A 19,097-nucleotide genomic window follows, 5' to 3' on the forward strand; every position below is an offset into this window, starting at 1 on the left:
GGCGGGCGTCGGGGACATCGCCGGGGGCGTCGTCGACCCGGGCACAGCCCCTAAACTCTACCCTGACGTAAGAGTAGGGTTGTTTCGGCGGGCGGCCAGGAGGCCATGCGGATGCGCAGTGAGCAGCACATGCAGATCGGCGAGGTCGCCGCACGGACCGGGCTTTCGCTGCGCACGATCCGCCATTACGAGGAGACCGGCCTGGTCACCCCCTCGGCCCGCTCCCAGGGTGGCTTCCGCCTCTACACGGAGACGGACGTCGCCCGCCTGATGGTCATCCGCCGGATGAAGCCGCTGGGCTTCACGCTCGACCGGATGCGGGACCTGCTGGACGCCACGGACCGCCTCGACGCGGCCGGCGACCTGCCCGCAGAGGAGCGGGCGGCGCTGCTCGACCGGATCCGCGACTACGAGCGGTCGGCGACGGACCAGGTCGACAAGCTGCGCACGCAGCTGGCCCGGGCGGAGGAGTTCGCGGGGGCGCTGCGGGAGCGGCTGGACGAGGCGACGGCGGACGTCACCCCCGCCGGGCGAGGTCGCGCTTAGCCCCTGCGATCCCGAGGGCTGCACCCGCCGCGACGACCGCAAGTACCAGCAGCCCGAAGACCACCGGGTTCACGAAGCCCGGCACGAAGTCGTAGGTGTAGCCGTCCGACCAGCGGCAGACCGAGCGGACGGGGAAGAGACTCTCGTCCATCAGCAGCAGGTCGGGGCCTCCCTGGGCCGAGGTGTACCCGAGGCGCTGCGGCCCGCAGGTGTACCACTCGTTCTCCATCCGGAGATAGCACATGACCCCGAACAGGTAGACCGCGAGCGCGATCGTCACGCACACCACGGCGACGTCGCGGAGCGTCCCGGCGAGCGTCGGGGCGCGAAAGCCACCGCGGGCGACGAACGCCGGGAACAGATACGCACAGATCGTGATCAGGGCGAGCAGCCCCAGGAGGACGGTCCCCAGGGCGACCATGCCGTTCTGCCCGGTGTCGGTGGCCAACTGCACGCCGCCGGAAGCCGCGAGGGTCGAATGCATGCGGATCATCTTGCGCCATCGAACGCCTGACCGCGGCGAAAGCCCGACAGTGCGGACCGAGGGCGGCGCGGCCGCCGTCCGGAGCCGGGAATGTGCCGGCCGACCCTTGACTTCGGACATATCGGGAGGACACTGGGCTTTACACCGGACAACCGGAGAGAGCCGCACCCGTCGGCGGAGACGTCCACCGACCCGCGTGACCCTTCCCACGGCTCTGGCCAGGCCCCCGGCGGCCTGCACGAGAGACCTGCGCTCGGCGACGACCGAGGCGTACGGAAATCGGCGCAGACCACCGGGGACTGCTGTGTGTCCATACGCCGGGACGCCGGGAGGGGGAACATTCTTGGAGCCTGTTCCCTCGGACCTTGAGCTGTATCTCGTGCACAACGGCAGGACCGAAGTGAAGTCCACGGTGCGCGTCCGGCTGCCTGCGGCAGGCTTCGAGCAGACCGACGTCCACTGCCCCGACTGCGGAAAGCGCGTCGTCCTGCGCGTGCGCAGCGCCGCGCTGACGCAACAGAAGCAACGCACCTTCCGTCAGCTGGGGTTCACCTTCGGGGCCCTCACGGCCGTCCTGGCCGGCGGCACCGCCGTCGCCACCGGCACGTCCGACGCGGCGAACGCCGGTGTACTGCTGACCGTTCTGAGCGCAGTGGCGGTCGGCCACGCGTTCTACCGGATCCGGAACGCGGGCGTGCGAGCGCTCGGCATGGGGTTGCACTACACCGAAGCGATCAAGTCTCCCGACGCCGACCGCGGCGCCGGGGCCGCGGCGCGGACCTGGTTGCGGGCGTTCCGCAGACCGTGACGACGAAGCCGCCCCCGGCGGACCGGGGGCGGCTTCGTCAGTGCTGCCGCGTCAGATGAGGCCGAGCTCGCGGACCGCCTCGCGCTCCTCGACGAGCTCCTGCACGGACGCGTCGATGCGCGCACGCGAGAAGTCGTTGATGTCCAGGCCCTGGACGATCTCGTACTTGCCGTCCTTCGTGGTGACCGGGAAGGAGGAGATCAGGCCCTCCGGGACGCCGTAGGAGCCGTCCGACGGGATGCCCATCGAGGTCCAGTCGCCCTCGGCGGTGCCGTTGACCCAGGTGTGCACGTGGTCGATCGCCGCGTTCGCGGCCGAGGCGGCCGAGGACGCGCCGCGGGCCTCGATGATCGCCGCGCCGCGCTTGGCGACCGTCGGGATGAACTCCTCGGCCAGCCACTTCTCGTCGCCCACGACCTCGGCGGCGTTCTTGCCGGCCACCGACGCGTGGAAGATGTCGGGGTACTGGGTCGCCGAGTGGTTGCCCCAGATGGTGAGGCGCTGGATGTCGGACACGGCGGCGCCGGTCTTCGCGGCCAGCTGCGAGATGGCGCGGTTGTGGTCCAGGCGGGTCATCGCGGTGAAGCGCTCGGCCGGTACGTCCGGAGCCGCGGCCTGCGCGATGAGCGCGTTGGTGTTGGCCGGGTTGCCGACGACGAGGACCTTGATGTCGTCCGCGGCGTTGTCGTTGATGGCCTTGCCCTGCGGCTTGAAGATGCCGCCGTTGGCGGAGAGCAGGTCGCCGCGCTCCATGCCCTTGGTGCGGGGGCGGGCGCCGACGAGGAGGGCGACGTTCGCGCCGTCGAAGCCGACGTTCGGGTCGTCGGTGATATCGATGCCCTTGAGCAGCGGGAAGGCGCAGTCGTCGAGCTCCATCGCCGTGCCCTCGGCGGCCTTGAGGCCCTGCGGGATCTCGAGCAGGCGCAGCTTGACCGGCACATCCGCGCCGAGCAGGTGGCCGGAGGCGATGCGGAAGAGCAGCGCGTAGCCGATCTGGCCGGCCGCGCCGGTCACGGTGACGTTGACGGGAGTGCGGGTCATGGCGATCTCCGTTAGACAGCTGGCGGTGGGGGCAGCGCTGCCCCTCGTGCGGGTCGTCCCGTCACGCCCCGACCTGAATCTTGACGTGAAGAGATTTCCAGCGGTCAGGCTATCCGACCCGTGCCCCCACCAATCCCCGCCCCCTTGTGGCGCGGCTCACCTGGCCACGCCACCCGCATCGGCTACGGCGCCGATGTGCAGCCCGTCGAACCGGCCTTGAGCGTGGCGCACGCCTTGGCGTCCGCCGGGTCGGCAGCTGCCGTCATGGGGGTGTACGCGTCCTTGTCGGCGTTGACCAGACCGTTCTGCGCGCCCTTGCCGGCCACGGTGATCTGCACCGTGTCGCCGACGGCCGCCTTGGTGATGCGGCCCCAGGCGGCGCCGCACGTCTTGCTGTAGCGGACCTCGACGACGGCCGTGCCGACGGTCGTCGTCGCGACCGTCTGTGCGTACTCGCCGCCGCAGCCCATGATCTCGGGGTCCTCGCCCGCGCATTCGGCGCCGCTGCACTTCACCCCGGCGGGCAGTTCGGGGGCGCTGGTCGTCGGCGTCGGGGACGGCGACTTCGTGGCCTGCTCGCCCTTCTCGCCGTCACCGCCGGCGAGAGCCATGTACGCCGCGCCCGCGACGACGAGGAGCGCGGCGGCGAGCACGGCGCCGACGGCCAGGCCCTTGCCGCGCTTGGCGGGCGGTGCAGGCGGGGCAGGGCGGGCGGCGGGCCGTGGACCCTGGTCGGGGGCGTTGCCGGAGTAGGGGGGATACGCGCCGGGGGCGGGGTGCGTGGTGCGCCGCAGAACCGGGCCGCCGCTGCGTGGTCCGGTCGCGCCGACCGGACCGGCCGGGCCCGCGGGAATGCCGCCCTGGGCGCCGCCCTGGCCGCCGAGAGCCTCCCGGGCCTGGGATATGCGAATCGCTTCCATCGTCATGTCGTGACGCATCTCCGAACGGCTCCAGGCGCGTTCGGCGAGCTCCCACATGGTGGTCACATGGATGGTGTCGGTGCCGGTCACCTCGGCGAGCGCGACGGCCGCACCCCTCGGAGCGAGGAGCCGCCCGTTGAGATAACGCTCCCAGGACGTCTTGCTGTAGCCGGTGCGGTCCGACACCGCGGCGATGCTCAGTGCGCTGCGGTCGACGAGCCCGCGCAGCTGAACAGTGAACTCCCGTACCTCCGGGCTCAGGCCCTCGGGCAATTCCTTCCAGCGAGGCATTGACTTCCCCCTTGTCCCGCGTCGTGCTTGTTGTACCCCCCGCAGTCCGGCGCGCGCCCCGGATGCAGGCCCCAGTCTCGCATCCGTAGCGCAACGATCACACCGTGGCGGAATGGTCACCTCCGTGCCACAGGGAACAGCCGTCCCTTGAAGCCGATTGGCGCGTCCATGACTCTTGAAACACGACGGCGCCCGTCCTCCCTCGGGGGAGAGGACGGGCGCTGTCGGCATTCTGCGCCACCTGCGCGAACACGGCGTCCGCGCCGGTGAGTCGGGGCGAGCCCGAGCGATCCCGCGGGTCTATCGCACGGTGAAGTGGACGGCGTCCTCGAGGAACGGGATGTCGAGCCAGGGCTCCGGCTGGGTCACCAGCGCGAGCAGCACGATCGCCGTGCCGAGCACGCCGTACGTGATCATGTCGGTGAAGCGCGAGCGCACGGCGAGCATGCCGACGGAGGGCAGGAAGCGCCGCATGACGGCTCCGGCGAGGAGCGCCACTCCCATGAGGAGCGCGCCGACCCGGAAGGCGTCGGCGAAGGCGTCCGTACCCACGATGAGCACACCGATCGCGGTCGTCCCGAGCACGGTGAGCAGCGGCCACTGGCGCGCGGGAGCGGGCGCGTCCTTGGGCGCGGCACGTCCGCCGCCCTCGGGCCGGGCGGTGTCGAGGGTGACGGCGGGAGGCCGCCGCGACGCCTTCCTGGCGTCGCCGCCCGTCTCGTCACCGGCGGCGGCCGCCGGCTCGTCGGTTCCGCCCGCCGTGCCGGACGCGGAGGCGTCCTCGGCGGGCGCCGGCTCCGCGCCCGCCGACCCGGCCGAGACGGTCGCGCCCTCCGCCGCGGCACCGGGCTCGCCCGGCGACAGGGCTCCGTCGGCCCCGGTCGCGGCGTCCGCCGCCTCCGCGGAACCGTCCCCGCCGGGGACGTCGTTCGTGCGTACGCCCATCAGGGCCGCCTTCCCCGTCAGCCCTCGGCCTTGGCCGACGCAGCGCGCTCGGCGGCCTCGACCACGTTGACCAGCAGTTGCGCCCGCGTCATCGGGCCCACGCCCCCGGGGTTGGGGGCGACCCAGCCGGCCACCTCGGTGACACCGGGGTGCACGTCGCCCACGATCTTGCCGTGCTCGTCACGGCTGACGCCGACGTCCAGGACGGCCGCGCCGGGCTTGACGTCCTCCGGCTTGATCAGGTGCGGGACACCGGCGGCAGCGACGATGATGTCCGCCTGCTTCAGGTGGGCCGACAGATCGCGCGTGCCCGTGTGGCACTGGGTCACCGTCGCGTTCTCCGACTTGCGGGTCAGCACCAGCGGCATCGGCCGCCCGATGGTGATGCCGCGGCCGACCACGACCACGTTCGCGCCCTTGATCTCGACGTCGTGGTGGCGAAGGAGCTGGACGATGCCGTAGGGGGTGCACGGCAGCGGGCCCTCGATGCCGAGCACCAGGCGGCCGAGACTCATCGGGTGCAGGCCGTCCGCGTCCTTGGCGGGGTCCATGAGCTCGAGCACACGGTTTGCGTCGATGCCCTTGGGAAGCGGGAGTTGGACGATGTAGCCGGTGCACTCGGGGTTCTCGTTGAGCTCCCGTACGACCGCCTCGATCTCCTCCTGCGTCGCGGTGTCCGGCAGCTCACGCTGGATGGAGGCGATACCGACCTGCGCGCAGTCGCGGTGCTTGCCGTTGACGTACCAGCGGCTGCCCGGGTCGTCACCGACGAGCAGGGTCCCGAGGCCGGGGGTGATGCCCCGCTCCTTGAGGGCCGCCACGCGGACGGTCAGATCGGACTTGATCGCGGCTGCGGTGGCCTTGCCATCGAGAATCTGGGCAGTCATGACCCCATCTTCCCGGATGGACCCGCCCGGATTCCAATTCCGTCCATGGAGCAACATCGTCGTTGCACTTGCACAACTTCCACGATCCCCGACTGGACAAGTGATCGACGGGGATACCACGATGAGCTGCGCAGTGCCGCGGGCAGCGCCGGGGGGCGAAACGGGGTAGTACGTAGCAGTTCCTCCGCTCGTACCGCGTCGTCCCCATTTTCAACGGAGGAAATCCGCCATGAGTTACGGCGACCCGAACAACCCGTACGCCCAGCAGCCCGGTTACGGAGCCCAGCCCGGCCAGCCGCCGCAGCAGCAGCCCGGCTACCCCCAGGTCCCCCAGCAGGGCCAGCAGCCCGGCTACGGCTACCCGCAGGCCCCGCCGGTCCAGCCCTACGGCGCGTACCCGCAGCAGGGCATGCCCCCGATGGGGATGCCGGGCATGGGCGGCATGCCGCCGCTGGCCCACTGGGGTCACCGCGTCGGCGCCTACCTGCTGGACGCCCTGATCATCGCCGGCCCGTACTTCCTCCTCGGCGGCGTCGCGGTCGCGGTGAACGGTGACTCCGCGGACCCGGGCCCGGTGGCCGGCATTCTCAGCATCATCGCCTTCCTGTACATGATCTTCATGCTCTTCTTCCAGCTGTACAAGGAGGGCAAGACGGGTCAGACGATCGGCAAGAAGGTCGTCGGCATCAGCCTCCACCGCGAGGCGGACGGCAGCACGCTCGGCTTCGGCATGGCCTTCGTGCGCAAGCTCGCCCACTTCCTCGACAGCTTCGCCTGCTACCTGGGCTGGCTGTGGCCGCTGTGGGACCAGAAGAACCAGACCTTCGCCGACAAGGTGTGCAGCACCGTCGTGATCAAGGTCAACCGCTGACCCTGCCCGTCGGCGCAGGATCTCCGGGAAGGCCGCACCGCACGCGGTGCGGCCTTCGCGCGCAACAGTCCAGCGGGAACGCCCCGGTGACACCGGCTGCGGCCGTGCTGCAACTGACTGGACAAGCAGTCGGCACCGCAACGACGATGAAACGCGCAGTGCCGCGGGCAGTGCCGGGGGGCAAGTCGGGAAAAGCGTGCAATTCCTCCGCTCGTACCGCGTCGTCCCACGCTTTCAACGGAGGAACGTCATGAGCTTCGGCGACCCGAACAACCCGTACGGCCAACAGCCCGGATACGGACAGCAGCAGCCCCAGCAGCCGGGCTACGGCTACCCCCAGGCGCCGCCGGTCCAGGGCTACGGCGGCGGCTACCCGGGCGTTCCGCAGGAGATGCCGGGCAGCGTCAAGGCGGCCCGTGTGATGCTCTTCGTCATCGGTGGTCTGCAGGTCATCGGTGCAGTCGTCGCCGGGCTCTTCGCCGTCGGAATCGACGAGATCAAGGACGACCCCGAGTTCCGCAACGACGCCGACTTCCAGTCGCTGGTCAATGACCTGTCCGGCGGCGTGCTGATGACCGTGACGCTGCTGATCCTCGCGTGGGGCGTCTTCGCCATCGTGCTCGGCGCCCGCTTCGGGGCCGGCGGCAACGGCATCCGCGTCACCACGATGGTGTTCGGCATCATCACGGCGATACTCGGCATCTATCCCTTCATCTTCGTCGGACTGATCCACACGGTGCTCGCCATCCTCGTCACGGTCTTCGTCGGCAAGTCCGACGGAGGTGCGTGGTTCAGCAGGCCGCGGGGGTGACTCCCGCGCCGTGGCCGACCCGAAGGCCGTGAACCCTCCGTTCAGGGGGGTTTACGGCCTTCGGTCGTTCTCGGCCCTCTTTCGTGCCACTCCGACCGAAAGGCGTGCCGTTGCCATCACGCCCTCCCTACCCTGGCGCTGTTCCATCGGGGTAAGGGATTCGGGATGTACAGCATCATCGTCGTGCCCGCGTCGGGCGGTGCCTGTGCGGGGGAACAGATCAGGCTCGCGCCGGGCGACCGGCTTCTCTTCGGACGCGCACCCGTCCCGGACGACCGCCCCGGGCTGACGATCACGCACCCGGGAGTGTCCCGGACCGCAGGCGAGATCACGGCATGCGGCACGTACTGGGCGCTCAGCAACCTCAGCGGCACGGCCACCTACGTCGTGGAGAACCCCGAGGGCGCCGGCGAACACATCAAGATCGCGCCGGGGCGGATCGGCGCCCCGGTCCCGTTCGAGTTCTCCAGGATCGTGCTGCCCGCGGCCGACGAGCTGCTCAGCTTCGACGTCTGGGCGCCGCGCCACGAATATACGGACGACGCCGGCGATCCGGCCCCGGGCGGCGAACCGACCACGCTCGCCTTCCCGCTCGACCGCACCAAGCGGTACTTCACGGTCCTGACCGCGCTGTGCGAACCCCGGCTGCGCGGCGCACCCCACGCACCGCTCCCCACGGTCGAGCGGGTCGTCGAGCGGCTGCGCCCGGTGTGGCCCGGAGCCAACCGCGCGGCCGTGCAGTGGAACATCGACTATCTCGCCGTGAAGCTGCGCCTCAAACCCGGTCCCGACACCTGCGATCCGGGTCCCCCGGCTCAACGGCAAGAAGGAGACGCTCGTCTCCCTGGCGCTCCGCTTCGACCTCGTCCGCGAGGACGATCTCACCGCGCTGGCCGTCTCTGCGACGACCGGCGCGCTCCGGTGACCGGCGGGGGTTCGTACGCCGTCGCCGGCGTGCCGCCCGGCTACCGGGTGGGCCCGTGGATCGTGGGCGAGCCGCTGGGGGCGGGCGCGTTCGGCAATGTGTACGCCGCGCGCCACGAGGATCCGGCGGCCGAACCGGCCCACGCGGCACTGAAGTTCCTGCCGACCGGCACGCACACCCCGCGTCAGCTGCGGCATCTGCGGGAGCTGGCCGAGCGGGAGGTCGGTCTGCTGCGCACGCTGCGCTCGCCCCGGCTGATCCGGATGCACGAGGCGCTGACCTTGGACGATCCGGACCATCCCGAACTGGACGGCGTCACCGTGCTCGTCCTGGAGCAGGCGCAGGGCTCGCTCGAGGCGCTGCTGTCGGTGGACCGGCCGCCCGCCCAGGGCCCCGCGGTGCTGGCGCAGATCTGCGAGGGACTGCATCAACTGCACTGCGCGGGCTGGGTGCACGGCGACCTCAAGCCCGGCAACGTCCTGCTGATGCCGGACGGTACTGCGCGCCTCGCGGACTTCAACATGGCAGCCGAGATGGAGGGAACGCACGCCTATGCGCCCGCGTTCGCCACAGCCGACTACGCGCCGCCCGAACTGCTGTGGTCCGAGGTGGGCGAGCGCGGCATGCAGATCCGACCCACCGCGGACATCTGGGCGTTCGGCGTGCTGGCCCACCGCGTCCTGACCGGTTCGTTCCCGCTGCCGGGCGGCACTCCGGCGGCACGCAGGGACGCCGCGGTGCGCTATGCGCGCGACGAGGAGGAGTTACGGCTCTCGGACCGACTGCCGGAGCCCTGGCCGGCGATCGTCCGGGACTGCCTGGCACCTACGCACGGCGAACGGGCGGCACACGACGCAGCATCGCTGCTGCGCAGGGTGACGGAGGCCGCGGAGGGCCATGTGCCGCCGCGACGGCGCCCGCGCCGCCTGCCGGCGCTGTTGGTGGCCGGCGCGTTGGCGCTGGCGGCGGCCTGGTTCGGGGCGTCGGCGCTGACGGACGAGGACCCGGGGGCCACCCCCCGGAACAAGGGCGCCGCGAACCCGAGCGGGAGCCCGGGCACGGCGGGGACCGTCATCGGCTACGACCGCTGCAAGCCGGGTTCCGTGTGCTTCTTCTCCGAGCCGCGGGGCGAAGGTGACATGTGCGACTGGGAGGGCGACGACCCCGACTGGTTCGACGGCGAGACCGACTGCGGCTGGGCACGTACGGCGGGCCCGAGGTCGGTCTTCAACAACGGTCTGCCCGACCCCGACGACTTCGAGCAGGTCGTCTACTACGCGAAGGGAGGACTGCAACAGCGCCTGGGCTGCCTCGAGAAGGGGCAGCGGCGCGAGCTGGCTCCGGGGTCCGACGTCCGTTCCCACACCTGGGCCAAGGCATGCTGACACCCGTCCGCCACGACCACGCGGCCTGCCCGCCCACGACCGGTCGCAGGCGGGCAGGCTCCTCGTCGCCGGGTCAGCCGAGCGTCACCCTGGCGTCCGAGCCACGCTTCCAGCCGGTGCCGAAGTTGTTGCAGCCGGCGCCGCAGTCCTTCTCACGCTGGACGTGACCGCCGATCCGGATCGTGCCGTAGACGCACTTGCCGTCGGCCTCACCGCCAACTCCGAGACAACCACCGGCCGTTCGCCGGCGGCACCTGGGAGGTACGAGGTTGCGCACGCGAAGAGGCCCGCCGCGCACGTCGCGCGGCGGGCCTCCCGGAGTCCACCGTCAGTGGAAGAAGTGCCTCGTACCGGTGAAGTACATGGTCACGCCCGCCTTCTTCGCCGCCTCGACGACCAGCTCGTCACGGACCGAACCACCCGGCTGCACCACGGCCTTGACGCCCGCGGCGGTCAGGATCTCCAGTCCGTCGGGGAACGGGAAGAACGCGTCGGACGCGGCGTACGAGCCCCGCGCGCGCTCCTCGCCGGCCCGCTCGACCGCGAGCTTCGCGGAGTCGACGCGGTTGACCTGGCCCATGCCGACGCCGACGGAGGCGCCGTCCTTGGCGAGCAGGATGGCGTTGGACTTGACCGCGCGGCACGCCTTCCAGGCGAAGGCCAGCTCGGCGAGTTCGTCGGCGGACAGGGCCTCGCCGGTGGCCAGGGTCCAGTTGGCCGGGTCGTCCCCGTCGGCCTGGAGCCGGTCGGTGACCTGGAGCAGCGCGCCGCCGTCGATCGGCTTGAGCTCGACGGGGTTCGCCGGGGCGCCCTCGGCCCGCAGCACGCGGATGTTCTTCTTCCTGGCCAGGGCCTCGACGGCGCCGTCCTCGTAGCCGGGCGCGACGATGACCTCGGTGAAGATCTCGGCGACCTGCTCGGCCATCTCCTTGGAGACGGGGCGGTTGACGGCGATCACGCCGCCGAACGCGGACAGCGGGTCGCAGGCATGCGCCCTGCGGTGCGCCTCGGCGACATCGGCGCCGGTCGCGATGCCGCACGGGTTGGCGTGCTTGATGATCGCGACGCACGGCTCGGTGTGGTCGTACGCGGCCCGGCGCGCGGCGTCGGTGTCCGTGTAGTTGTTGTACGACATCTCCTTGCCGTGCAGCTGCTCCGCCTGGGCGAGGCCGCCGGTGCCCGAGGTGTAGAGCGCGGCCGGCTGATGCGGGTTCTCGCCGTAGCGCAGCACGTTCTCGCGCTCCCAGGTGCCGCCCAGGAAGTCGGGGAAGTCCGTGTCGTCGGCAGGGGCGTAGGAGGACGCGAACCAGGAGGCGACGGCCACGTCGTACGCGGCGGTGTGCTGGAACGCCTCGGCCGCGAGCCGCTTGCGCGCCTCCAGGTCGAAGCCGCCGGCCTGCACGGCGGCGAGGACGTCCGCGTATCGGGCGGGGCTGGTGACGACGGCCACGGACGGGTGATTCTTCGCCGCGGCGCGGACCATGGAGGGGCCGCCGATGTCGATCTGCTCGACGCACTCGTCGGGGCTCGCGCCGGAGGCGACGGTCTCCTTGAACGGGTACAGGTTCACGACGACCAGCTCGAACGGCTCCACGCCCAGCTCGGCGAGCTGCTCGCGGTGCGCGTCCAGGCGCAGGTCGGCGAGGATTCCGGCGTGCACGCGCGGGTGGAGCGTCTTGACTCGGCCGTCCAGGCACTCGGGGAAGCCGGTCAGCTCCTCGACCTTCGTCACCGGGACACCGGCGGCGGCGATCTTCGAGGCGGTCGAGCCGGTGGACACGAGCTCGACGCCCGCCTCGTGCAGCCCGCGGGCAAGCTCTTCAAGCCCCGTCTTGTCGTAGACACTGACCAATGCGCGACGGATGGGCTTGTTACCCGACTTATTCACCGACATGAACCTTTCGTCCCTCAATGCGGTAGCCGTGCCGGGCGATCCGCCCCACGACCTCGACGAGCAGCGAACGCTCGACTTCCTTGATGCGCTCGTGCAGAGCGGCTTCGTCGTCCTCGTCCCGGACCAGGACCACGCCCTGGGCGATGATCGGGCCGGTGTCGACGCCGTCGTCGACGAAGTGGACGGTGCATCCGGTGACCTTCACCCCGTACGCGAGCGCGTCCCGCACTCCGTGGGCACCGGGAAAACTGGGCAGCAGCGCGGGGTGCGTGTTGACGAACCGGCCGCCGAACCGTGCGAGGAATTCCTTCCCCACGACCTTCATGAACCCGGCGGAGACGACGAGGTCCGGCTCGTACGCCGCGGTGGTCTCGGCCAGCGCCGCGTCCCACTCCTCACGGGAGGCGAAATCCTTCACCCGGCACACGAACGTCGGCAGACCGGCGCGCTCGGCGCGCTCCAGACCGGCGATCGCGTCCCGGTCGGCGCCGACGGCGACGACTTCCGCCCCGAAGCCCTCGGGATCGGCGGCGATCGCATCGAGCAGGGCCTGAAGGTTCGTCCCCGATCCGGAGACGAGGACGACGAGGCGGGCGGCAGCCACAGGGGGACTCTTTTCGCGTTTCGGTGCGGCTTTGTACGGTCGTACGAACGAATCGCATCCCTGGATACGGGGAACTCTACGAAGGGGCCGACCGTCAGCAACGATACCGGCACACCGCACGGCCCCCACGGGACGGGGGCGTGGCCGGAAGGTAGCGTCTGGAGCGGGCCCGCGCCCGGGCGGGCTCGACGACGGGCATGACGAGGGGAAGACGTTCACCAAATGCCGGACCGACGCCACCGTACGGACCTCCTGTTGCTGCGGGAGCGCCAGTCCACGGACGACGACAATCCGTTCGCGCCGCCGCCCGAGGGCCGGCCGGACCAGCCGTGGCGGCCGCGCCACCCCTCACGGGACTCCTCCTCGGACGACCCGTCGTCCGACTCCTCTTCCGACTCCTCTTCGGACTCCTCGTCGGGCTCTTCCTCGGGCTCCTCGTCGTCGGACGGGGGCGGGAAGTGGGGCAGTCAGTGGAGCAGCCGTCAGCCGGGGCGCTCCTCGGGCGGCGGCTTCGGCGGTCGGCCGAGCGGCCCGCGCGGCGACCAGAACGGGCCGGAGGGCGGTGGCCAAGGCCCCGGCGGAATGCGCTGGGACCCGACGGACCCGGCCCAGCGCCGTGCGCGCTATGCGCTGCTCGGGGGCATGTGGGCGTTCTTCTTCGCGCTGTTCGACCTCCCGGAGATCGCGCTGCTGCTGGGCGCGCTGGCCGTGTACTGGGCCGTCAGCTCCCTGCGCGGGAAGGCGCGCCGCAGCACGTCGGGCGCGGTGACGTCCGGAGGGACGGCGGCCACGCCGCCGCCCGGCGCGCCCGGCAGGCCACAGATCACTGCGGCGATGAGCGGCCTGGTCATGGCGACCATCGCGCTGCTGATCGTGGCGGCGTCGTTCACGGCGCAGCTGGTCTACCGCGACTACTACACGTGCGTGAACGACGCCCTGACCAAGTCGGGTCAAATGGCCTGCAACGACCTGCTCCCGGAGCCGCTGCGCGGCGTTCTGGGTGTGCAGGAGTAGCAGTCGGCGCCTCTTGGACACACTGGCCCGGACCGCGGTTGCGGTCCGGGCCACGGCGTTTCCGGGTCAGCCGGCAGGGGCCGGGGGCGCGGGGTCCTCGGGACCGGCGAAAGGCGCGGGCAGAGAGAGCTCCGGGGCCACGGTGGCCTCGGCCGCGGACGGTTCCGGGGACGCGGGCCACTCGGCAACGGACGGTTCCAGGGGCACGGGCCACTCGGCAACGGACGGTGGGGGCGTGACCGGGGCCGGCGGCACGACCGGCGCCGGGGGCACAGTCGGGGCCGGGGGCGTACGAGTGGTCCAGGTGCCGGACGGGAGCAAGCCATAGGGCTCGACATGAGGTTCCGCGTCCAGGTCCGGGTCTCCATCGAGACAGGTGTCGTCCTCGCGCGCCACGTCCGCGTCCGGAGACGGGGGCCCGAGCAGTGGGGCGGCGGGCGCCACCACAGATCCCGTCCTCCGGACTCCGGCAGGACCCCGCACCCGCCAGGCGCGGACGGCCAGCGCCACCGGCACCGCGATCGCCGCCGTCCAGGCCAGCGCCGCCGCGCCGGTCAGCCACCACACCGGGCCGAACTCCCTCAGCCGTCCGGTGCCGAGCGGGCCGCCCGCGGCGCCGGCGAGGAACGCCGCGAGCAGCCCGGTACCCGCCGCGGCGAGCAGAGCGGACAACGCCGTTCCGCTCAGTGACCACGCCTCCTCGCGGTCCCCGTACCGCGGTGCCGCCGCCTCCGCCGTACGCCATGCGACGACCAGCCCCGCGGCCACCGGGACGGCGGCCGCAGCCCAGTGCAGCGGTGTCCCGCGCCCCGGGTCGGGCACGGCTGCGAGCAGCGGGAACGAAGGGATCGCGGGCGCGCCCGTCAGGGCGAACGGCGTGACCGTCGCGGTCGTCCCGAGCGCGAATCCAGGTCCGAGACCGTAGGCCGCCGCCCATACCGCCGCGTTGGGCAGCAGCGCGAGCGCGAGCAGGGTCACGGCGAGCCGCCCGGGCCAATCACTCGCGAGCGAGAGCAACGATGCCTGCGCCGCGTCGGCGTTCCAGACCAGTGCCACCACGACCACTACGGCTCCCCCGCCGAGCAACGCCAGCGCCCCTGCGAGCGCGGACCTCAGCGCCACCGCGACCCGGCTGCGCGCCAGCGCGATCCGCAGCCCCTGCGGGAGCCCGCCCGGCAACGGCCCCAGCGGCCGGCCGGTCGCCGTCCACACGCCGCAAGCCGCGGCCGGGCCCGCCACCAGCGGCAGATGCAGCAGCGCACTCAGCGGCTCGGCGGCGAACGCGCCCCCGACGGCATAGAGCACGACGGGCGCCCCGACCAGGACGTATCCACTGGTCACGGCAATCATCGTGCCGGCGGCCGACGCACGCGGCCGCCCTGCGTCCGGTTCCAGCGCATCTCGCGCCGCCCGGTGCGCGAGCCAGGCGGGCACCACGACGAACAGCAGTGGCGCCACGCCCACGGGGGCCGCGGCCCCGGAGAGCGTGTCACTGCGGACGAGTTCGGCGCCGTGCGCGAGCAGCCACAGCGACGCGGCGACGTGCAGCGCCCCGCCCGAACCGCTGTCCGGGAACGGGGAAATGATCCACAGCACCGTCACGAGCACGGTGATCACACCGAGCCCGAGCCCGGCAGCAGTCGCCCCGCGGACGAAGGCGGCGACGAGGGCCGCCGTGGCGCCGCCCTGGACGGCGACCTGCGTCTGCGGCATCGGCGGGCTGTGTTCGGTCAGTTGGGTCACGCGGCCATGCTGCCAACGACACGCGGTTTATCCATGTAACGGGTGAATAGTCGTTGTGTCGCTCAAGATACGTTTATGCCATTTCCCACCCAATCCTGTGCCGCGTGGAGCACCTCATGACACAGAGCACCCCCCGCTCCGCGTCCTGGTTCCCGCTGCCCGCTCCCAAGGAGCGGCGCAGGCTGCGCGAGGCGCACGCGATGTCCGAGGAGCAGGTCGCCGCGGCCATCGGCGTCACGCGTGCCACGGTGAGGTCCTGGGAGACCGGCCGCACGACCCCCCGGGGCCGCACGCGCGAGGCGTACGCGAAACTGCTCGCCGGCCTCCGGGCGGAAGCGGCAGCCGTCCGCGACGACTCGGGCGCACCGGCCGCGGAGTCGGTGCGGGAGGCCGTGGCCGCACCGGCCGCGGAGCCGCCCCAGGCGGCACCGTCGGAGACGGTGCACAGGACGCGGGCCACGGAACCAGAGCCGGATGCCTCCCCGGAGCCCGGACCACCGCAGCCCCCGCGCCCCACCGGCCGGACCCCCGCAGAAGCCTTCGACGCCCTCTACACCCACGCCGCGCCCGCTCTCGTACGCCAGGCGTATCTGCTCACCGGCCGCCGAAGGCTGTCGCAGGAGGCCGTCGAACGCGCCTTCCAACTCGCCTGGCAACGGTGGCCCGAGGTCGCGGTCGACCAGGACCCGACGGGCTGGGTGCGGGCCGCCGCCTACGAGTACGCCATGTCCCCCTGGCAGCGGCTGCGTCCCGCCCACCGGCACCCGGACGAGCCGCCCCCCGAACCGGCCCGGCGCGAACTGCTGGAGACACTGCACGAGTTGCCGCCGCCCTACCGTCGCACCCTGCTGCTCTACGACGGCGTCGGCCTGGACCTGCCCGAGACCGCCGCCGAGACCGAGGCGAGCACCCCCGCCACCGCCAACCGCGTCCTGCACGCGCGCGCCGCCGTCGCCGAACGGCTGCCGGCACTCGACGACGTCGCCGTGCTCCAGGACGCGCTCAAGGCCCTCACCGCCGACGTGCCGGTGCCCGACATGACCCCCGCCACAACCGTGCGCACCGCCTGCGAACGCCAGGCCGAGCTGTGGACCAGGATCGTCGTGATCGCGACCACCCTGATCGTGCTGGCGACGGCGCTCACCCTGTTCACCGCGCCCACCCGGTACGAACCACCGATGCCGCCGACCCAGCAGGTCGAGGGCGTACCGGCCCCGCACAGCGGGCCGCAGCTGCTGACCCCGCAGGACATGGTGCTGCGGGACAAGCTGAGTTCGGCCCCGGCCGCCGGCCCGGAACGGCTCCTGCCGCTGCTGGGCTGAGCAAAGCCGCCCGGTCGATGTCACCCGGGCACAGACGTGTGGGCCCGCCCCCGGAAGACCGGGGGCGGGCCCACACGCTGTTCAGAAAGGTCAGCCCGCCAGGATGGCGCGGGCCAGCTTGGCCGTCTCGGTCGGCGTCTTGCCGACCTTGACGCCCGCGGCCTCGAGGGCCTCCTTCTTCGCCGCGGCCGTGCCGGAGGAGCCGGAGACGATGGCGCCGGCGTGGCCCATGGTCTTGCCCTCGGGCGCGGTGAAGCCCGCGACGTAGCCGACGACCGGCTTGGTGACGTTGGCCTTGATGAAGTCGGCCGCACGCTCCTCGGCGTCGCCGCCGATCTCGCCGATCATGACGATCAGGTCGGTGTCGGGGTCGGCCTCGAACGCGGCGAGCGCGTCGATGTGCGTCGTACCGATGACCGGGTCGCCACCGATGCCGACGGCCGAGGAGAAGCCGATGTCACGGAGCTCGTACATCATCTGGTAGGTCAGCGTGCCGGACTTGGACACGAGACCGATGCGGCCGGGCTTGGTGATGTCGCCCGGGATGATGCCGGCGTTGGACTGGCCCGGCGTGATGAGGCCGGGGCAGTTCGGGCCGATGATGCGGGTCTTGTTGCCCTTGGACTTCGCGTACGCCCAGAAGGCGGCGGAGTCGTGGACGGCGATGCCCTCGGTGATGACGACCGCGAGCGGGATCTCGGCGTCGATCGCCTCGACGACGGCGGCCTTGGCGAAGGCCGGCGGCACGAAGAGGACGGAGACGTCGGCGCCCGTCTTCTCCATCGCCTCGGCGACGGTGCCGAAGACCGGTACCTCGGTGCCGTCGAAGTCGACGGACGTGCCGGCCTTGCGCGGGTTCACGCCACCGACGATGTTGGTGCCGTCACCCAGCATCAGCTTGGTGTGCTTCATGCCCGTGGCACCGGTCATGCCCTGGACGATGACCTTGCTGTCCTTGTTCAGGAAGATAGCCATGGTTCTACAGTCCCTCTTCCCTTACTTCGCAGCAGCGGCGAGCTCGGCGGCCTTGTCGGCCGCTCCGTCCATGGTGTCCACGCGCTGCACGAGCGGGTGGTTGGCGTCGGAGAGGATCTTGCGACCCAGCTCCGCGTTGTTGCCGTCGAGACGCACGACGAGCGGCTTGGTGACCTCTTCGCCCTTCTCGGCGAGCAGGGCCAGCGCCTGGACGATGCCGTTGGCGACCTCGTCACAGGCGGTGATGCCGCCGAAGACGTTGACGAAGACGGACTTGACGTCCGGGTCGCCGAGGATGATCTCCAGGCCGTTCGCCATCACCTGGGCGGAGGCGCCGCCACCGATGTCGAGGAAGTTAGCCGGCTTCACGCCGCCGTGGTTCTCACCGGCGTATGCGACGACGTCCAGGGTCGACATGACCAGACCGGCACCGTTACCGATGATGCCGACCTCGCCCTCGAGCTTGACGTAGTTGAGGTTCTTGGCCTTGGCGGCAGCCTCGAGCGGGTTGGCTGCGGCGTGGTCCACGAACTCCTCGTGGCCCGGCTGACGGAACTCGGCGTTCTCGTCGAGCGAGACCTTGCCGTCGAGCGCGAGGATGTCGCCGCTGGCGACCTTCGCGAGCGGGTTGACCTCGACGAGGAGCGCGTCCTCGGCGATGAAGGTCTTCCACAGGGTCACGAGGACCTCGGCGACCTTCTCGGCAACCTCGGCCGGGAACTTCGCCTGGGCGACGATCTCGCGGGCCTTCTCGATGGTGACGCCCTCGTTGGCGTCGACCGGGACCTTCGCAAGGGCCTCGGGGGTCTTCTCCGCGACCTCCTCGATGTCCATGCCGCCCTGGACGGACGCCATCGCGAGGAAGGTGCGATTGGTGCGGTCGAGGAGGTACGAGACGTAGTACTCCTCGGCGATTTCCGGAGCGGTCTCCGCGATCATCACCTTGTGGACCGTGTGGCCCTTGATGTCCAACCCGAGGATGTCCGTCGCGCGGGCGACGGCCTCATCCGGGGTGGCGGCCAGCTTCACGCCGCCGGCCTTGCCGCGGCCGCCGACCTTGACCTGCGCCTTGACGACCGACTTGCCGCCCAGCCGCTCGGTCGCCTCGCGCGCCGCCTCAGGCGTGTCGATGACTTCACCGGCCAGCACCGGTACACCGTGCTTGGCGAAGAGGTCCCTCGCCTGGTACTCGAACAGGTCCACGCGCGTCCGTCCCTTTTCTGATGATCGCGGTTCGTTGTCTGCGTGGGCAGTGCCGCGAAGGGCAACGTGACGAGCTCTGTCACAAGGAAGGCACACACGGTGTCCGTGGGCGCGGCATGTCCGCCTGGCAGGTTATCCCCGCAGCACGTGGGTCCCTAAATCACAGATCACACCTGGGCGGTGATTACGGTCACAGGCGGCGACGCGCGAGTGCGCCGTCGGGGTGTCGTTCGTGGTCCGTCCGGGTGCGGCAACGGCCCACGCGGAGGTGCGCGGGAAGGGACGGCCTCCTGGGGTTCGGAGGCCGTCCCTCATGTCCGGCACCTGGTCGGTGGCCCCGGGAGCCGTACGACCCCACATGGCGGACGCAGGCGTTCGGTCTCAGATGCCGTAGGGAAGGTAGCTCGGCGTCACGTCGGAGACGACAC

18 protein-coding genes and 1 pseudogene are annotated in these 19,097 nt (G+C 71.4%); 8 read left to right on the forward strand and 11 right to left on the reverse strand.

Going from position 1 to position 19,097, the window contains the following annotated elements; translation table 11 throughout:
* Positions 1-111 precede the first annotated feature (111 nt).
* Positions 112-546 (forward strand): MerR family transcriptional regulator, encoded by a 435-nt coding sequence (locus tag AC067Z_RS26800; RefSeq protein ID WP_478792162.1) that lies wholly within the window; start codon positions 112-114, stop codon positions 544-546.
* On the opposite strand, the gene AC067Z_RS26805 is transcribed toward AC067Z_RS26800, so the two are convergent.
* Positions 518-1,030 carry a hypothetical protein gene (locus tag AC067Z_RS26805; RefSeq protein ID WP_478792163.1) on the reverse strand — a complete coding sequence of 171 codons (513 nt, stop codon included), beginning with the start codon at positions 1,028-1,030 and terminating at the stop codon, positions 518-520. The two genes, AC067Z_RS26800 and AC067Z_RS26805, sit on opposite strands and share 29 nt — an antisense overlap.
* A gap of 343 nt (positions 1,031-1,373) precedes the next feature.
* On the opposite strand from AC067Z_RS26805, the gene AC067Z_RS26810 reads away from it, so the two are divergent.
* The gene (locus AC067Z_RS26810) at positions 1,374-1,838 is read left to right on the forward strand and encodes a hypothetical protein (RefSeq protein WP_478792164.1); all 465 of its coding nucleotides are present in this window, start codon (positions 1,374-1,376) and stop codon (positions 1,836-1,838) included.
* A 51-nt stretch (positions 1,839-1,889) separates the two neighbouring features.
* Here AC067Z_RS26810 and AC067Z_RS26815 read toward each other — a convergent pair whose 3' ends face one another.
* The 4 genes from AC067Z_RS26815 to AC067Z_RS26830 all read right to left on the reverse strand — a co-directional run bounded on the left by AC067Z_RS26815 (position 1,890) and on the right by AC067Z_RS26830 (position 5,922).
* Positions 1,890-2,879, reverse strand: coding sequence for a malate dehydrogenase (locus tag AC067Z_RS26815; protein WP_478792165.1), 990 nt, complete (start codon positions 2,877-2,879; stop codon positions 1,890-1,892).
* 182 nt (positions 2,880-3,061) lie between these two features.
* On the reverse strand, positions 3,062-4,090 hold the full coding sequence (locus AC067Z_RS26820) for a helix-turn-helix domain-containing protein (RefSeq protein WP_478792166.1): 1,029 nt from the start codon (positions 4,088-4,090) through the stop codon (positions 3,062-3,064).
* Between the two features lie 300 nt (positions 4,091-4,390).
* Complete coding sequence (locus AC067Z_RS26825) at positions 4,391-5,035, reverse strand: DUF3017 domain-containing protein (protein WP_478792167.1); 645 nt, start codon at positions 5,033-5,035, stop codon at positions 4,391-4,393.
* Positions 5,036-5,052: 17 nt separating this feature from the next.
* On the reverse strand, positions 5,053-5,922 hold the full coding sequence (locus tag AC067Z_RS26830) for a bifunctional methylenetetrahydrofolate dehydrogenase/methenyltetrahydrofolate cyclohydrolase (protein WP_478792168.1): 870 nt from the start codon (positions 5,920-5,922) through the stop codon (positions 5,053-5,055).
* Between the two features lie 229 nt (positions 5,923-6,151).
* On the opposite strand from AC067Z_RS26830, the gene AC067Z_RS26835 reads away from it, so the two are divergent.
* The 4 genes and pseudogenes from AC067Z_RS26835 to AC067Z_RS26850 all read left to right on the forward strand — a co-directional run bounded on the left by AC067Z_RS26835 (position 6,152) and on the right by AC067Z_RS26850 (position 9,914).
* Positions 6,152-6,793 (forward strand): RDD family protein, encoded by a 642-nt coding sequence (locus AC067Z_RS26835; RefSeq protein WP_478792169.1) that lies wholly within the window; start codon positions 6,152-6,154, stop codon positions 6,791-6,793.
* 250 nt (positions 6,794-7,043) lie between these two features.
* The gene (locus AC067Z_RS26840; RefSeq protein ID WP_478792170.1) at positions 7,044-7,604 is read left to right on the forward strand and encodes a hypothetical protein; all 561 of its coding nucleotides are present in this window, start codon (positions 7,044-7,046) and stop codon (positions 7,602-7,604) included.
* 165 nt (positions 7,605-7,769) lie between these two features.
* Positions 7,770-8,529 (forward strand): annotated as a pseudogene (locus AC067Z_RS26845) (FHA domain-containing protein).
* Positions 8,526-9,914, forward strand: coding sequence for a serine/threonine-protein kinase (locus AC067Z_RS26850; protein WP_478792171.1), 1,389 nt, complete (start codon positions 8,526-8,528; stop codon positions 9,912-9,914). The pseudogene AC067Z_RS26845 and the gene AC067Z_RS26850 overlap by 4 nt, the downstream one beginning before the upstream one ends.
* Positions 9,915-9,987: 73 nt before the next feature.
* Here AC067Z_RS26850 and AC067Z_RS26855 read toward each other — a convergent pair whose 3' ends face one another.
* From AC067Z_RS26855 to purN, 3 genes are read right to left on the reverse strand one after another with little or no spacing between them, the layout of a single operon-like run.
* Positions 9,988-10,191 carry a hypothetical protein gene (locus tag AC067Z_RS26855; RefSeq protein WP_478792172.1) on the reverse strand — a complete coding sequence of 68 codons (204 nt, stop codon included), beginning with the start codon at positions 10,189-10,191 and terminating at the stop codon, positions 9,988-9,990.
* A 51-nt stretch (positions 10,192-10,242) separates the two neighbouring features.
* Complete coding sequence (purH, locus tag AC067Z_RS26860) at positions 10,243-11,808, reverse strand: bifunctional phosphoribosylaminoimidazolecarboxamide formyltransferase/IMP cyclohydrolase (RefSeq protein ID WP_478792173.1); 1,566 nt, start codon at positions 11,806-11,808, stop codon at positions 10,243-10,245.
* Positions 11,795-12,412, reverse strand: a complete 618-nt coding sequence (gene purN, locus AC067Z_RS26865) for a phosphoribosylglycinamide formyltransferase (protein WP_478792174.1) — start codon at positions 12,410-12,412, stop codon at positions 11,795-11,797. Before purN ends, purH begins: the two co-directional genes overlap by 14 nt.
* Before the next feature lie 222 nt (positions 12,413-12,634).
* On the opposite strand from purN, the gene AC067Z_RS26870 reads away from it, so the two are divergent.
* The gene (locus tag AC067Z_RS26870; protein ID WP_478792175.1) at positions 12,635-13,426 is read left to right on the forward strand and encodes a hypothetical protein; all 792 of its coding nucleotides are present in this window, start codon (positions 12,635-12,637) and stop codon (positions 13,424-13,426) included.
* A 66-nt stretch (positions 13,427-13,492) separates the two neighbouring features.
* Here the strand turns inward: AC067Z_RS26870 and AC067Z_RS26875 are convergent, their stop codons facing one another.
* Positions 13,493-15,169, reverse strand: coding sequence for a cell division protein PerM (locus AC067Z_RS26875; RefSeq protein WP_478792176.1), 1,677 nt, complete (start codon positions 15,167-15,169; stop codon positions 13,493-13,495).
* Between the two features lie 116 nt (positions 15,170-15,285).
* Here AC067Z_RS26875 and AC067Z_RS26880 point away from each other — a divergent pair, with 116 nt between their 5' ends.
* Positions 15,286-16,491 (forward strand): helix-turn-helix domain-containing protein, encoded by a 1,206-nt coding sequence (locus AC067Z_RS26880; protein WP_478792177.1) that lies wholly within the window; start codon positions 15,286-15,288, stop codon positions 16,489-16,491.
* Positions 16,492-16,581: 90 nt separating this feature from the next.
* Here AC067Z_RS26880 and sucD read toward each other — a convergent pair whose 3' ends face one another.
* The gene (gene sucD, locus AC067Z_RS26885) at positions 16,582-17,466 is read right to left on the reverse strand and encodes a succinate--CoA ligase subunit alpha (RefSeq protein ID WP_478792178.1); all 885 of its coding nucleotides are present in this window, start codon (positions 17,464-17,466) and stop codon (positions 16,582-16,584) included.
* 21 nt (positions 17,467-17,487) lie between these two features.
* Positions 17,488-18,669: an ADP-forming succinate--CoA ligase subunit beta gene (sucC, locus tag AC067Z_RS26890; RefSeq protein WP_478792179.1), complete on the reverse strand. Its 1,182-nt coding sequence runs from the start codon at positions 18,667-18,669 to the stop codon at positions 17,488-17,490.
* Positions 18,670-19,097: the final 428 nt, after the last annotated feature.

It is taken from the genome of Streptomyces sp. NPDC043812, from assembly GCF_056436245.1.